Annotated in this window: 13 protein-coding genes; 8 read left to right on the forward strand and 5 right to left on the reverse strand. The window is 29.8% G+C overall.

The window, feature by feature from the left end; genetic code table 11:
- Window positions 1–116: 116 nt before the first annotated feature.
- A complete protein-coding gene (gene htpG / locus N456_RS02180; RefSeq protein WP_062053411.1) occupies window positions 117–2006 on the reverse strand; it encodes a molecular chaperone HtpG in 1890 nt (629 codons plus the stop codon).
- 228 nt (window positions 2007–2234) lie between these two features.
- Between htpG and N456_RS02185 the strand changes: the two genes are divergently transcribed.
- From N456_RS02185 to N456_RS02195, 3 genes are all read left to right on the forward strand, one after another.
- Window positions 2235–2921 carry a TetR family transcriptional regulator C-terminal domain-containing protein gene (locus N456_RS02185; protein ID WP_338021343.1) on the forward strand — a complete coding sequence of 229 codons (687 nt, stop codon included), beginning with the start codon at window positions 2235–2237 and terminating at the stop codon, window positions 2919–2921.
- A 61-nt stretch (window positions 2922–2982) separates the two neighbouring features.
- The gene (locus N456_RS02190) at window positions 2983–4290 is read left to right on the forward strand and encodes an ABC1 kinase family protein (protein ID WP_062053413.1); all 1308 of its coding nucleotides are present in this window, start codon (window positions 2983–2985) and stop codon (window positions 4288–4290) included.
- Between the two features lie 254 nt (window positions 4291–4544).
- Window positions 4545–5552 carry a 3-oxoacyl-ACP synthase III family protein gene (locus N456_RS02195; protein WP_062053415.1) on the forward strand — a complete coding sequence of 336 codons (1008 nt, stop codon included), beginning with the start codon at window positions 4545–4547 and terminating at the stop codon, window positions 5550–5552.
- Window positions 5553–5837: 285 nt separating this feature from the next.
- Here the strand turns inward: N456_RS02195 and N456_RS02200 are convergent, their stop codons facing one another.
- Window positions 5838–8207, reverse strand: a complete 2370-nt coding sequence (locus N456_RS02200; RefSeq protein ID WP_082422404.1) for a TonB-dependent receptor — start codon at window positions 8205–8207, stop codon at window positions 5838–5840.
- 596 nt (window positions 8208–8803) lie between these two features.
- Between N456_RS02200 and N456_RS02210 the strand changes: the two genes are divergently transcribed.
- A complete protein-coding gene (locus N456_RS02210) occupies window positions 8804–9163 on the forward strand; it encodes a GNAT family N-acetyltransferase (RefSeq protein WP_062053421.1) in 360 nt (119 codons plus the stop codon).
- Window positions 9164–9247: 84 nt separating this feature from the next.
- Window positions 9248–9610, forward strand: a complete 363-nt coding sequence (locus N456_RS02215; RefSeq protein ID WP_062053423.1) for a CoA-binding protein — start codon at window positions 9248–9250, stop codon at window positions 9608–9610.
- Here N456_RS02215 and N456_RS02220 read toward each other — a convergent pair.
- Window positions 9587–11020, reverse strand: a complete 1434-nt coding sequence (locus N456_RS02220; protein WP_062053425.1) for a sodium:solute symporter — start codon at window positions 11018–11020, stop codon at window positions 9587–9589. The genes N456_RS02215 and N456_RS02220 overlap by 24 nt on opposite strands.
- Before the next feature lie 289 nt (window positions 11021–11309).
- On the opposite strand from N456_RS02220, the gene N456_RS02225 reads away from it, so the two are divergent.
- The gene (locus N456_RS02225) at window positions 11310–11999 is read left to right on the forward strand and encodes a hypothetical protein (RefSeq protein WP_062053427.1); all 690 of its coding nucleotides are present in this window, start codon (window positions 11310–11312) and stop codon (window positions 11997–11999) included.
- A gap of 57 nt (window positions 12000–12056) precedes the next feature.
- Window positions 12057–12863, forward strand: a complete 807-nt coding sequence (locus N456_RS02230; protein ID WP_062053429.1) for a HesA/MoeB/ThiF family protein — start codon at window positions 12057–12059, stop codon at window positions 12861–12863.
- 49 nt (window positions 12864–12912) lie between these two features.
- Here N456_RS02230 and N456_RS02235 read toward each other — a convergent pair whose 3' ends face one another.
- Window positions 12913–13599 (reverse strand): ABC transporter ATP-binding protein, encoded by a 687-nt coding sequence (locus N456_RS02235; RefSeq protein WP_062053431.1) that lies wholly within the window; start codon window positions 13597–13599, stop codon window positions 12913–12915.
- 256 nt (window positions 13600–13855) lie between these two features.
- On the opposite strand from N456_RS02235, the gene N456_RS02240 reads away from it, so the two are divergent.
- Window positions 13856–14452 carry a PAS domain-containing protein gene (locus N456_RS02240; RefSeq protein WP_062053433.1) on the forward strand — a complete coding sequence of 199 codons (597 nt, stop codon included), beginning with the start codon at window positions 13856–13858 and terminating at the stop codon, window positions 14450–14452.
- Between the two features lie 117 nt (window positions 14453–14569).
- On the opposite strand, the gene N456_RS24930 is transcribed toward N456_RS02240, so the two are convergent.
- Window positions 14570–15145, reverse strand: a complete 576-nt coding sequence (locus N456_RS24930) for a hypothetical protein (protein ID WP_062053435.1) — start codon at window positions 15143–15145, stop codon at window positions 14570–14572.
- Between the last annotated feature and the right edge of the window lie 49 nt (window positions 15146–15194).

Here is a 15194-nt window from a genome sequence, read left to right on the forward strand (position 1 = left end):
CAAAAAAGATTATAATAAAAAAAACCGCTTCAAGCTTTTGACAGCGAAGCGGCTTATTTTAATTTATTGTGTTATTATCACCTCATTATTAGAAGCATTCACACGATACGATATTTTTATTTAATCATATCATAACTACGTTTGATAAAATCAGTCAATTCCTCTCCTGTTAATAGGTTTTGAGAAAGTCTAGCTAAGTCTAATGATTGCTTGATTAAACGTTCTTTTTTCTTATCCGTTTTAGCTTCTTTAATTTGTCCTACCAAATCATGATTTGTATTAACAATTAGGTTATACATTTCTGGCATATTACCCATACCAAACATTCCACCGCCACCACCGGTTTGTTGCATTTCTTTCATACGACGCATAAACTCTGGTTGTGTAATTATAAATGGAGAGGCATCGCTATCCATAGCTTCTAATTGCACTGTATACTTCTCTTTAGGAATTACTTTTTCTAAATCTGTTTTTAGTACTTCTTTTTCTTCATCAGATAACTTAGAGATCGTTTCTTCATCTTTTTTAATAAGGTTGTTAATATGATCTCCATCCACACGAGCAAAAGTGACATTCTCTTTAGAAGTCTCTAACTTTTGGATTAAGTGAGAAACAATAGGAGAATCTAATAATAGAACTTCATATCCTTTATCTCTGGCAGCAGAGATATATGAATGTTGCTCATCTTTATTAGAAGCATAAAGAATAACAAGTTTATTATCTTTATCAGTTTGTGTATCTTTAATTTTCTCTTGTAACTCTTCGAATGTTAGGAATTTACCATCTACAGTTGGGTATAATGCAAATTTATCAGCTTTTTCAAAAAACTTTTCTTCGGATAACATTCCATACTCGATAACGATTTTTATATCGTTCCATTTTTGTTCAAAATCTTCTCTATCATTTTTGAACATACTATTTAGCTTATCTCCAACCTTACGAGTGATATAACTAGAGATTTTCTTAACATTACCATCTGCTTGTAAGTACGAACGAGATACATTAAGAGGGATATCAGGAGAATCAATTACTCCACGAAGCATGGTAAGAAATTCTGGGACTATACCTTCTACGTTATCAGTAACAAATACTTGATTTTGGTATAATTGGATTTTATCTTTTTGCATGTTCATATCCTGTCCTAATTTTGGGAAATATAAAATTCCTGTTAGGTTAAAAGGATAATCTACATTAAGATGGATATTAAAAAGAGGTGCTTCAAACTGCATAGGATATAACTCTCTATAGAAGCTTTTATAATCCTCATCTTTTAAATCAGCAGGTTGTTTTGTCCACGCTGGATTAGGATTATTAATAATATTGTCTACTTCTTGAGTTGGAGCAGGATCTTCTTCCTTAGCATCTTCAGGTTTTGGTAACGTTTCAGTCTTAGTACCAAACTTGATAGATACGGGCATAAATTTATTATATTTTACCAGTAATTCTTTGATTCTATTTTCTTCAAGAAACTCTACATCATCTTCATTGATGTGTAAAATAATTTCTGTTCCTCTTTCAGTTTTATCATGTGCTTCTAGGCTATATGTTGGTGATCCATCACAAGTCCAATGTGCTGCTGGCTCATCTTTATAGGATTTAGTAATGATTTCTACTTTATCTGCAACCATAAAAGCAGAGTAGAATCCAAGACCAAAGTGCCCAATAATTCCTGAGTCTTTAGCACTGTCTTTATACTTGTCTAAAAATTCTTCTGCCCCAGAAAAAGCAACTTGATTGATATATTTCTCAACCTCTTCTGCAGTCATACCAAGACCTTGATCAATAATATGTAATTGCTTTTTATCTTTATCTACTTTAACTTCAATAATTGGATTACCATATTCTACATTAGTTTCACCAATACTAGTTAAGTGTTTTAATTTTAAAGTTGCATCTGTTGCATTAGAAATTAACTCTCGTAAAAAAATCTCATGATCAGAATACAAGAATTTTTTAATTAATGGAAAAATATTCTCTACAGATACATTAATACTTCCTGTTGCCATTTTTATTTTATTTTAATTAAATTATCATCATTAGCAAATTCTTATAGTCAAAAAAAATACCAATACTGCATATATGACAAACTGGCATTTAATCATTTTTTATCTCTTGTTTATAGCTAGTAGTCTGTAATTGACTCTGGATGATTGTTTCATTTTTTTTGAAACAACTTTAACATATATTTTGTTTATCTATTTTTATGTAATGTTAAACAATTAGTATATTTACATATGAAATTTAAACACTTAGATATGGATTCTTTAAGTAATGATCAAATTGTAGATAGCAAGCTAATTATATCAAAGTATATGGATTATGTTTTGGAAAATGATGGTTATCCAAAATCAGTATATAAGTTTTGTAAAAATGTGGAGATAGAGGAAAAAGATTTTTATTCATTTTTTAGTAGTTTGGAAAGTTTAGATAAAGGTATTTGGACAGCTTTTTATGAGACTACAATAGATGTTATGTATAAGAATGATGAATATTTAAGTTTTTCTAATAGAGAAAAAATGTTGACTTTCTTTTTTACATTTTTTGAACTTTTAACATTGAATCGTAGTTATGTCTTATTTGCTCTTAAAAGGTATGATGTTCCTTTTGAGAATTTAAAACAATTAAAAGGGCTACGAAGACATGTTAAAAAATTTGCTAGTGAATTGATAAAAGAAGGAAATGATGAAAAGCAATTTAAAATTATTAAAAACTCAGAAACAGTATATTCAGAAGGAGCTTGGTTGCAGTTTTTATTTTTATTAAAATTTTGGCAAGAGGATGAGTCTATTGCTTTCGAGAAAACAGATATAGCTATAGAGAAATCGGTGAATACAATATTTGATTTATTTGATAATACTCCGTTGACTAATGTATTAGATTTTGGGAAGTTTTTGTGGAAAGAAAAAATGAATTGGAATTAATTAGTTGATTAATTATCGACTATTACTACACTATAAATACAAAATAAAATCTGAGGGATAAATGAAGACAATTGATAAAATACCAACAACAAAGTTAAGTCGTACAGCAGAACTTGTAAAAACAGGTGTAAAAGTTGGAGGAAACTATCTTAAATATTATAGTAAAAAAGCAATTAATTCGGATCTTACTAAAGATGAATTAAATGAAGACAATGCTGCAGATATCTATGATGGGCTTAAAAACTTAAAGGGGAGTGCTCTTAAAGTAGCACAGATGCTATCTATGGAAAAGAATATTTTACCAAGTGCATATGTCGATAAATTCTCATTATCACAATTTAGTGTTCCACCTCTATCAGCACCATTAGTACGAAAGACGTTTAAAAAATATCATGGAAAATATCCAGAAGATTTATATGATTCATTTGCAACTCAATCTGTAAATGCTGCTAGTATCGGTCAGGTACACAAGGCTAATAAAGATGGGAAAAAACTTGCTGTGAAAATTCAATACCCAGGAGTTGCAAATAGTATAGGTTCTGACTTGGCGATGGTAAAACCTATCGCCATCAGAATGTTTAATCTAAAAGGAAAAGATTCTGAAAAGTATTTTAAAGAATTAGAAGGAAAACTGCTAGAGGAGACAGATTATATATTAGAGGTTAAGCAGAGTAAGGAAATTACAGAATCTTGTAGCAAAATTCCTAATCTAAGGTTTCCTAAATATTATGAGACTTTATCCAGTGAACGTATTATTACTATGGATTGGATGGATGGATTACATCTGAGTGAGTTCACCAAAAAAAATAAAGATCAGACAGAAGCAAATAAAATAGGGCAAGCACTTTGGGACTTCTATATGTATCAGATGCATATTCTCAGAGCTGTTCATGCAGACCCACATCCTGGGAATTTTTTAGTTGATAACAATACTAATTTAATAGCAATAGATTTTGGATGTGTTAAAAAAATACCTACAGAGTTTTATACTCCTTATTTTGAGTTAGCAAATCAAAAAAATATTGATGACCCTGTTTTTTTTGATCAAAAAATGGTTCAGCTAGAAATACTTAGAGAAGATGATTCTCCAGAAGAAAGAGAGTTTTTTTCAAAACTGTTTCATGAGATGCTTAGCTTATTTACAAAACCCTTAAATGCAGCAGTATTTGATTTTGCAGATAAGGAGTTTTGGAGTAAAATTACAGAATTAAGTGAGAAGTATTCTAAGGATACAGAATTAAGAAAAATGAATGGTAATAGAGGTAGTAAGCATTTCTTGTATATTAATCGTACATTTTTCGGATTATACAATTTATTGAATGATCTTAAAGCAAAAATTGAAGTTAGAAATTTTGAAAAATATATATAACTACTATTACTTAACTAATTTTACATGATATATTTTATTGTTTTAAAGTTAATTAAGCTTAATTAAAATTATAAGAAAGATGCACGAGAATTCATGCATCTTTTTTTTAGAGTTTTTGGACAAAAAGGTAGCCATATTTTATTAGTTGTTATGCGTGCATAGAATATAGTTGAAGTTTTTTTTATCAAGATCGTAAGAATACATATATTGAACTTTAGTTTTTAATTAAGAACAGAAAAAAAGAGAATTACTATATGTATACTTCAAAAATATCAGGTTTAGGACATTATGTTCCAGAAAATATTGTAACCAATAATGATCTTTCTAAGATGATGGATACCAATGATGAGTGGATTCAGGAACGGACGGGGATAAAAGAAAGAAGGCACATCAAGAAGGGAGATGGTAATTCAACTTCTGTAATGGGAGTAAAAGCGGCCAAAATAGCTTTAGAGAGAGCAGAATTGACTACAGATGATATAGATTTGATTGTTTTTGCGACACTTAGTCCTGATATGTATTTTCCTGGAGGAGGAGTACAAGTTCAGGAGATGATGGGTATGAGAACTATTCCTGCATTAGATATTCGTAACCAGTGTAGTGGTTTTGTATATGCTATATCAGTTGCAGATCAGTTTATAAAAACTGGGATGTATAAAAATGTACTGGTTATAGGAAGTGAAAATCATAGTGGAGGATTAGATATGACGACTCGTGGTAGAGGAGTTTCGGTAATCTTTGGAGATGGAGCAGGAGCTGCAGTAGTAACAAGAAGTGAAGAAGAGGGAAGAGGTATTCTATCTACTCATTTACATAGTGAAGGAGCACATGCAAAAGAATTATCTCTAGAAGGACCAAATACAAGTCACTGGGTTCCTGAGATTATTGCAGAAAACCCTACGGAAAACATCCCTTACTATCCATATATGAACGGTCAATTTGTCTTTAAGAATGCAGTAGTACGTTTTTCTGAAGTAATTAACGAAGGGCTACAAGCGAATAATTTATCAGCTGTAGATATAAATATGTTAATACCACATCAAGCAAATCTTAGAATATCTCAGTTCGTACAGAGACAGTTTAAATTATCAGACGATCAAGTTTTTAATAATATTCAAAAATATGGTAATACTACAGCTGCTTCTATTCCTATTGCACTTAGTGAGGCATGGGAGCAAGGTAAAATAAAAGAAGGAGATGTAGTAGTATTAGCCGCTTTTGGTAGTGGATTTACTTGGGGTAGTGCTATCATTAAATGGTAACTCAATTGTATATGGCTATATAAGAATAAAAATATATTTAAATAAAAAAACGCGAAGATTCCTTGCTTCGCGTTTTTCTGGTTTAACAACTCGGTTATTAATTTTTTAAAGGCTAATTCAAATAAATCATAACCATGATTCTCTTATATAAACGAGGTAAAATTTAATGTGTTACATAAATTTCATTTTTTTACATTTTTTTAACTTTATGTTCTTTTTATAAGAGAATAAAATAGAAATAATAAGTAATAGATCTATTAGTTGAGGTGTTACTGTAATTGAGAATTATAAGATTCCTCCTCCAGATTTTTCGTTGTCATCTCTTCTTTTTCTAGATACTTTTTTGTTTTTTCCATCTCCGAATCGATATGATAATCCTAAGAAAACAGTTTGTGTTTCTCCCTGAAATTTTCCACTCTGAGGATATGGGCTATCACTAGAAAACCTAAATCGCATTGTATTAAAAATATCATTAAAGTTAATACTAGCAGTCCCTTTACCTTTCATAAAATTATATCTTGCACCAGTATTTACAAAATAAAATGGTTTTGTTTTGAATTGTACTCCTTCTTGTTCTCCTCGATAAAACCCAAATATCTGAAAAGTTAAATTTTTAGTTGCTTTTAAGTTATTATTGATTCTAAAACTGTAAAGAATAGCATCTACTTCTTTATTGATAGAATTAACAACTCCTTTCTGGGTTTGCCCATAAAGATCAAAACTGGCATTAAAACTCCACCAACTTGTCGCTTTGTAATTACTGGATATCTCCATACCGTAGGCAGAATTATCATCAAAATTTTGAAAAGTTAATATCTGCCCTTCTTCAACATTTGGATTTTCTATAAGAGCTTGATTAATTTCATCATTAATCAATCGATAAAATACACCTCCTGTAATAGATCCTTTTCCTAATTTTCGAGTATAATTTGCTTCAATAGAATTGGTGAATTGTGGAGCTAGCGATGGATTTCCCATAGATGTAATTCTAGGAGTACTCCACTCTCGTATAGGATTTACCTGATTTAATCCTGGTCGATCAATTCTACGACTGTAACTTAATTGATAACTGTTTTTTTCTCCAGGGGTATAGTTAAGATATCCTGATGGATATATTGTAAAAATATCATCTTCAAATATTTTCTTTCCATTAAAAATAGCTTCTACTTCATAATTTTCTGCTCGTGCTCCTAATTGGTAGGACCATTTTTCAAAATTTTGACCATAAGTTGCATAAAAAGAATGTATATTTCTATCGTAATTGTATTTAGAATTTGGAAAAAGTGTTGATGTATATATATTATCAGTTCTTCTTACTCTAGCTTCATATCCTAATTCTAATTTAGTTTTTTCTGATAATGGGTTTATATAATCTAAATTGATGGTCGTATTTTTTCTTTTATTATTAATAAGATCATTATAGTTGGTCAGTGAACCATTACCTCCAAGAAAACTAAATTTATCATCATTATCACCATCAAAAATATTATAATCAACTTCTAACTCTATATTATGTCCTTCTTTTTTAAAATCATGCTTATAGTCAAAATTATAGGTAGAGCCTAAATTGTCATTATCGCTTATTAGATTTTGTGTTACATCATTTTGATCTTTATTAAAAAAAGTAATATCAGTACTACCAGTAGTTAAACCGTCAAATAAGTTTTGATTCGTATATACAGAAACTGTATTATGATCATTGATAAAATAATCTAAACCTATTTTAAACAGATGGGATTTATTATTATCTAAAAATTTAAAATCTGTTTGATAATTTTCATCTTCTCTCAGTACATACCCTTGATTTAATCTTTTATTAATATTGTTTCCATAATTACCATAAAAATTAACTTTCCCTGTTTTGTAGTTTAAATCCACAGAACTATTAAAACGTGCATTTTTATCAAAATTAAGCCCTAGATTAACAGCTCCATTAAATCCGATATTACTGTTTTTATGTAATATGATATTAATAATACCACTCATCCCTTCTGGGTTATATTTTGCAGATGGATTAGTAATTAATTCTATTTTTTTGATAGAGGTTGAAGGGATTTGCTTCAATAATTGTGTTGCATCTATATTCGTTGGTTTACCATCAATAAGGATACGTACATTTTGATTCCCTCTTAGGGCAATATTACCATCTTGATCTACATTAACAGATGGAATATTATTCATAATTTCGGCAGCAGAGCCCCCTGTTGTTGTTAGATCTTTTCCTACATTAATAACTTTACGGTCAATTTTTTGTTCGATAGTAGTTCGTTCTGCAACTACAGTTACATCATCTAAAGCTTCGGCAGTTTCTTCTAATGGAATAGTTCCGACATTGATATTTTTATTCTTTTTAGAAATTTTTATAGGTTGTGAGTACGTTTTGTATCCTATGAATTGTATTTTTAAAGTATAAGTTCCACTAGGAATATCGGAGATTAAAAAAATTCCATCTTCTGTACTAATACCTCCACTAATCACTTTATTACTTCCATCATAGATAGCAACAGTGGCATAAGGTATAGGCTGGTTTAAATTTTTGTCAATAACTTTTCCTTGTATAGAGCCTACTATATTATTATTACTCGGTTGTGCAATCATAAATAGACAGCAAAAGAAAAAAAAGAGAAAAGTGATTTTTTGATTGATTGTTTTCATCTGAACAGTTATTTGATTGATGTTTGTTATGCATTGTACTTTGTATAACATAATACAAATACATAGTTTTTTGATAAATTTTGCATGTTGATTAACAGTATTGTATAATGGTAAGACGGGAGAGCTTAAACTCTGTTACACCTTTTTTTTAACTTTAACATAATATTAAATAATTAAAAACCGCCCCCTTTAAACAGAGAGGCGGTTTTTTTGTCTAATAATCGAGTTATTAACACTAACTATCAATTACGAATGAAATTCGATTATTATACTATTCAACTACTTTATTATGAAAAAATTACTCTTTGTATATAAGACGTTATGCTGTAATAGGTATTACAATTTTCTTCTATTTTTAACATTTTTCGTTTTATTTTTAACATTTATGTTTTACTTTAATTATTTTTATTATTGATTAGGAACTAAATGAAATATTTACTAATAGGAGAGGAAACAGAAAAATTAAAATTTAGATTGCTCAAAGATGAAGATTTTGAATCTTGGATAAATTTATTTAGTGTAAATAATATCGCTGAATTTTTAGACCTAGACCCAATTTATCTGATAAAGAATTATGTAAAATATGGTTTGATAAGGTGTTTTATAGATACGAAAATAATCTGGGCGGAATAAATGTATTAATTGATAAAAAAACAAATAAACTTGTAGGTCAGTGTGGTCTTTTGGTTCAGACTGTTAAAAATTATAAGAGGTTAGAAATAGGGTACTCTATACTTCTAGAATTTTGGAACCAAGGATTTGCATCAGAATCGGCAATTAGATGTAAGAATTTTGCATTTGAAAATAATTTTGAAAACTCATTAATTTCAATGGTTCATATAGATAACATAGGTTCTGAAAAAGGTGCGCTAAAAAACGGAATGATTTTCGAAAATAAAATAGAATCTTTTAATATTTTTTCTATTGATAAGACACATTGGATGAATACTAAATAATTTATATGGAGATACTTCTTACGATCACTATAAATAACCTAAATCGATTAACAAAAATTATATTATAATTATTAAAAAACACTCATGAGCATCAAAACATTAGTACTGGGAGCTTCTTTAAAAACAGATAGGTATTCGAATATCGCTATTCGTAGATTGATAAGCTATAATCATCAGGTCGTAGCTATTGGTTTAAAAAAAGGAGAAGTTACAGGTGTAACTATACAAACTAGTATAGGAAGTGTAAAAAATATTGATACAGTTACTTTATATCTAAACCCTTTTAGACAACAAGAATATTATGATCAGATATTACAGTTAAAACCTAGAAGAGTAATTTTTAATCCAGGTACAGAAAACCCTGAATTCTATGAGAAATTAAAACAAGCAGGGATAGCGGTAGAAATAGCGTGTACCTTGGTATTACTTTCTACGAATCAGTATTAATCCTAAAAAAGTTAAAATTCCATTAAGAATTAGAATAAAAAAACCAAACTTAAAGCCGAACCAGATCTCACTATTAATGCTAATGATATATGATAAAATAGGAGATAAGATTCCAATAATTGGAACTAAATGATCTTTGACTTTAAATTTAGTAAACAGCCCAAAAGCATATAACCCTAATAAAGGACCATAGGTATATCCAGCAAATACAAAAAGCTTAGCAATTACACTTTCATCTTTTATAATATACTTAAACGCAATTATTACTGTTACTAAGATAAAAGAGAATAGGATATGAATTTTTTTTCTGATTTTAACCTGATCAGCTACATCATAATTCTTCTCAATACCCAGAATATCTATACTAAACGATGTCGTTAATGAAGTTAATGCACTATCAGCACTACTATAAGCTGCTGCTATAAGACCAAGAACAAAAAAGATTGCAATTCCTACACCATTCTGAGTAGCAATTGTAGAGAAAAGTTGATCTTTATGAGCATCAATACCATACTGTGATGCATATTGTGTTAGTAATAATCCAAGTCCTAAAAATATAAAATTTACCACAGTTAGTACAATGGTAAACCAAAACATGTTTTTTTGTGCATCTTTAAGGCTTCTACAGGTAAGATTTTTTTGCATCATATCCTGATCTAATCCTGTCATAACAATAGCGATAAAAGCTCCTGATAAAAATTGTTTCCAAAAATAATTTGCACTTTTAAAATCATCAAAGAAAAATGTTTTAGAAAGATCACTATCTATAATATATGTAAGCAAATTTGACCCCTGAATTCCTAAATCATCAGAAATATAATATATCGCTACTCCCAGCGCAATTAGCATAAATAAGGTCTGTAATGTATCTGTCCAAACAATGGTTTTGATTCCAGATTTAAAGGTGTATAGCCAGATTAGTAAAATAGTTATGATAACAGTAACCCAAAAAGGGATATGTAATGCATCAAATAATATAGATTGTAAAACATTGGCAACTAAAAATAGCCTAAAACTTGCTCCAACTACTCGTGATAGTATAAAAAAAGAGGCTCCAGTTTTATAAGAATACGTACCAAAACGCTCTTCTAGATATGTATAAATAGAAGTAAGATTAAGCCTATAATAGAGAGGTAGTAATACTAAACCTATAACAATATATCCTAATATATATCCTAATACTACCTGCATATAGCTAAATTGTGAAGCTTCTACCCAGCCTGGAACTGAAATAAAAGTAACACCACTTAATGAGGCTCCAATCATCCCAAAAGCAACAATATACCATGGTGATTGTCGATTAGCTTTAAAAAAAGCATCATTTCCTGAATTTTTTCCTGTGAAATACGAAATAAGAAGAAGAACCCCAAAATAAGCTTTAATAAGAAGTAAGATGTATAAAGGTTTCATAAAATTTGATTAAAAATAAATCCAAAATACAAATTAAAACCTTCTATTCAATTAAGTATATGTGTATTTGTTTATAAACCTGTTTTAACGTTCTGTATTTTGTGTCTCCTTCAATTTTAGCACTTATAAAATTAGCACTAAGCACTTATCAATAGAAATGCGACAAATATAAAATACCTCTTTTTTAAACAGTACAGTAGTATATTTTTATCAAGGCATAGGAGTTTAGGTTTTATATAAATTTTTATCAGAACTTAATATTGTATTAGTATTATAATGAATGTAATTAATGGGAATAATAAACCAACCTAAAGATGATTGTTTGATAGAGAATTTTGATACGATAAATTTATATCAAGTAGGGAAAACAAATCTTTCTGAATTTTCTGAATTTGTTTTTGAAATGTACTCATATCACTATTTAAAAAAATATGATTGGCTACCGAATACTAAAGAGTTAGAGGAAATGAAGCAAAGTGATTATAACCATTTTGATGACTCTGTATATTTTGGGTTTAGAAGCTCAAAACAAAAATTTTTAGGAACTATAAAAGCAACAAAAAGGTCTAATAAAAAGACTTTTCCTATAGAATACGAGTTTAATATTGATATCGAAAGAATAATTAGCCAAAAGAACCTAAAAGTAGATGAAGTATGGCATTTAGGGAGATTAGCAATAGATTCTATAGTATTACGGGCTCAGAATTCAACTCTTACTTCGATGCAGATGGTGCGTCTCTTATTAATACACTCTCTACGAGTAATTAACCATAAACCTAATAGTTTAATGATCGCAGAATCAGATGTCTTGATTCATCAAATATTTCAGGATTTAGGGATTCATATGGAGATTGTAGGAAAAGTTAAAGAGTGTTTAGGTAGTCCAACATATCCTGTAATTTTTACGGGAGAGAATATTGATAAATGGCTCAAAAATAATCCTATAGAACAAAGTGTGTTAAAAAATGTTTTGATGTAATTAAGAAAAGTACTTTAACTGTTTTTAGCAAAAAAAATAATAAAATAAAGTGTACTAATGTTAGAAAAATTAATGCCTGAAGAAAAGAAGAAAAGTATTCCTGAAATGCACGATAGTGAGCGATATCATAAAAATGTACTATATATTACACCAGAGCAACAAGATAAAATTAAGGATGTAAAGATTCTTTTTGGAGGGGTTGGCCTTGGAAGTGTTTTGGCGGAGAATTTATTAAGGTTAGGATTTGAGAATTTTGTGTTTATAGATGGAGATGAGGTGGAGCTATCAAATTTAAATCGCCAGAATTACCAAGAAAAAGACATTAATGTATCTAAAGTAGAGGCAATAACACAACGACTTTTGGCTATTAATCCTAATGCAAAAATAGAATATCATCATTTATTTTTAGAACCAGATACTATTCCGGAATATTTACAAGGATGTGATATTGCGGTTAATGCTATTGATTTTGATACAGCAGATACACCCTTTGCTTTTGACCAAGAGTGTAAAGAAAAAGGAATACCGGTAATCCATCCATTAAATTTTGGTTGGGCAGGAGCAGTATATGTCGTTACACCAGATAGTGAACAAATATATGATGTTGCTCGTAATGAAGGTAGTTTTGAGTTAGTTTTGATTCAGAATATGCTTGATTATTTTAAGTATGAGAAAAGTATGGATCTAACATGGTTTTATGATTTTTATGAATCATATAAAGTAAACGCTACAAAAATCACACCACCACAATTAGTAGTAGGTTCTTTTCTAGCAGCTGCATTAGTGACTAATGTAGTATTTAGTTTAGTTAACGGTCTAGAAGTAAAAACGTTCCCAGAACCCTATTTTTTATCTACTAGATGATTATTAGTGGGTAGTATTTATAATCAATGATAGAGTGTGATTATAAATGTTATCTATTTCGTACATCACTTTCGATCATACCATCACGTAGACGAATAACTCTATGTGCATGTTCTGCGACTTCTTCTTCATGAGTAACTAGGATTACAGTATTACCAGCAGCATGAATTTCGTCAAAAAGCTGCATGATTTCTAATGAAGTTTTAGAATCTAAATTTCCTGTAGGTTCATCTGCTAATATGATTGAAGGTTTGTTTACTAATGCACGCCCTACGGCTACACGCTGTCGCTGTCCCCCAGATAATTGATTTGGTTTATGATCCATTCTGTCAGAGAGTCCAACATCTGTAAGCACTTCTTCGGCTCTAGTAGTTCTATCTTTTTTAGAAATACCTGCATATACCATTGGTAATGCAACGTTATCTAATGCAGTAGTTCTGGGTAATAAATTGAAAGTTTGAAAAACAAAACCAATTTCGCGATTACGTATATCTGCCAGTTCATTATCTGTCATCTTGCTAACATCGTTCCCGTTTAGAGTGTATGTTCCTCCTGTAGGAGTATCAAGACAGCCTAGAAGATTCATCAGCGTAGATTTTCCTGACCCCGAAGGTCCCATTATTGCTAGATATTCTCCACGAATAATATCAAGATCAATCCCTTTAAGTACATAAACCGTTTCCTGACCTAGTTGAAAATTTCTGATAATCCCTCTAATCTCTATCACATTTTCCATATGGTACTATATTCTTTACAGATTGTTAAGATACATTGTTTAGACTATATGACGCAGTAGGCAAAAAGTTGTTACACTCTAATGAAAAAATGTTTTTTTAGAACCTTTGGTATCATAAACTATAGTAGGATTTACTGTAAACACATAATCATTTAAATGTTTATAGATACTCCCAATAATACTATGATTTTTGTCATTTTTTAGAGCCCCTGTTACGTTTAATTTTGCACTAAATTACTAACTAACAATACGTAAAATGAAAATACTAAAACGTCCCGCTCCTATTAATGTAGAGATTCCTTTAGACCCAAAGAAAACAATTATGAGTAAAACAGATCCTAAAGGGATTATAGAGTATGCGAATGATTATTTTATGGAGATATCTGGTTATGAAGAGCATGAGCTGATCGGTCAACCTCATAATGTAATTAGGCATCCGGATATGCCTAAAGTAGTTTTTAAATGGTTATGGGAAAGATTAGGGGAAAAAAAGAACATGCATGCTGTTGTAAAAAATTTAGCAAAAGACGGAAGGTTCTATTGGGTAATCACTGATTTTGAAGTTAAGTTAGATGATACAGGTGAGGCATCGTCTTATTTTGCAAGAAGAAAAGCTCCTCCAAAAAAGACGATAGATTTAGTAAGCGAATTATACAGAAAGATTTTATCGATTGAAGAAGCAAGAGGGGTAGAAGTTGCAGAAAAGTACTTAATAGGTTTCTTAGAAGAAAAAGGAATGACTTATGATGAGTATATAGAGAGTATCTGTTTTACTGAAGAAAAGAAGCCTTTAGATATGAAAGATTTACAATACCACAAGCGTAAAGGTTTGTTTGTGAGAATGTTTAAATAAAATAATTTAGAACGAGTATATATGATATAAAGACTACGTACTATTATTTATTGCGCGAAGCTTAGAGGTTATTTATAAAGATCTCTAGGCTTTTTTGTAAAGGACTAAATTAATCTGCTACGATACTCTAATTATAAAATCTTCTTTCACTTGTTCTTGTCGAATAAAAACAAATCCTAAATAAAAAATATCAATTGTTACTGTAACTTTAGAATGTTCTTTTACTTTTTTCCAGGAAAAAGCATTCTCTTGTTTTTGATGAGTAGCATTAAAAATAAGAACACTATTATTATGCATACTAGATAATAAAGTTTCTAAAGTTTTGGTATTATGAATATCAGTTATATCTACATAAATCAGATCATATGTGTTTTTTTCTGATATGCTTGTCTCAATAGCAAGGTTGTTTAGAGTTACAATTTTAGAAATCACCTCAGCGGGTTTTGCTAGAATAAGTGTCGATTTAATATCTAAATATTGAAGTAAGCGATTTAGTAATTTTGCGGTTTGATAATTAATTTCTGGTTTTTTTGTAGACTCCTTAATAATTGATCGTATCGATACATCTGTTTTTCTTTTTTTTGTATTATAAAAACATTTGGTAACTAGATTGTATACAAAAGGCGAGTGTACCCCATGTTGATTGGTCGACTTAAAAAGAAACTTGAAATATGCCTTTATCCTGAAGTACATTTTTTAACCTAAATCAAATTAAGAGGTGTCATCTGAGGAATTCAATAAA

The organism is Aquimarina longa SW024 (genome assembly GCF_001401755.1).
In the GTDB taxonomy this organism is placed as follows: Bacteria; Bacteroidota; Bacteroidia; order Flavobacteriales; family Flavobacteriaceae; genus Aquimarina; species Aquimarina longa.

Coding starts and splice junctions, on each gene's coding strand:
- N456_RS02190 (WP_062053413.1), top strand. CDS start 2,983: ATGAAGACAATTGATAAAATACCAACAACAAAGTTAAGTCGTACAGCA.
- N456_RS02185 (WP_338021343.1), top strand. CDS start 2,235: ATGAAATTTAAACACTTAGATATGGATTCTTTAAGTAATGATCAAATT.
- N456_RS02215 (WP_062053423.1), top strand. CDS start 9,248: ATGAGCATCAAAACATTAGTACTGGGAGCTTCTTTAAAAACAGATAGG.
- N456_RS24930 (WP_062053435.1), bottom strand. CDS start 15,145: ATGTACTTCAGGATAAAGGCATATTTCAAGTTTCTTTTTAAGTCGACC.
- N456_RS02220 (WP_062053425.1), bottom strand. CDS start 11,020: ATGAAACCTTTATACATCTTACTTCTTATTAAAGCTTATTTTGGGGTT.
- N456_RS02225 (WP_062053427.1), top strand. CDS start 11,310: ATGGGAATAATAAACCAACCTAAAGATGATTGTTTGATAGAGAATTTT.
- N456_RS02240 (WP_062053433.1), top strand. CDS start 13,856: ATGAAAATACTAAAACGTCCCGCTCCTATTAATGTAGAGATTCCTTTA.
- N456_RS02230 (WP_062053429.1), top strand. CDS start 12,057: ATGTTAGAAAAATTAATGCCTGAAGAAAAGAAGAAAAGTATTCCTGAA.
- htpG (WP_062053411.1), bottom strand. CDS start 2,006: ATGGCAACAGGAAGTATTAATGTATCTGTAGAGAATATTTTTCCATTA.
- N456_RS02195 (WP_062053415.1), top strand. CDS start 4,545: ATGTATACTTCAAAAATATCAGGTTTAGGACATTATGTTCCAGAAAAT.
- N456_RS02235 (WP_062053431.1), bottom strand. CDS start 13,599: ATGGAAAATGTGATAGAGATTAGAGGGATTATCAGAAATTTTCAACTA.
- N456_RS02200 (WP_082422404.1), bottom strand. CDS start 8,207: ATGAAAACAATCAATCAAAAAATCACTTTTCTCTTTTTTTTCTTTTGC.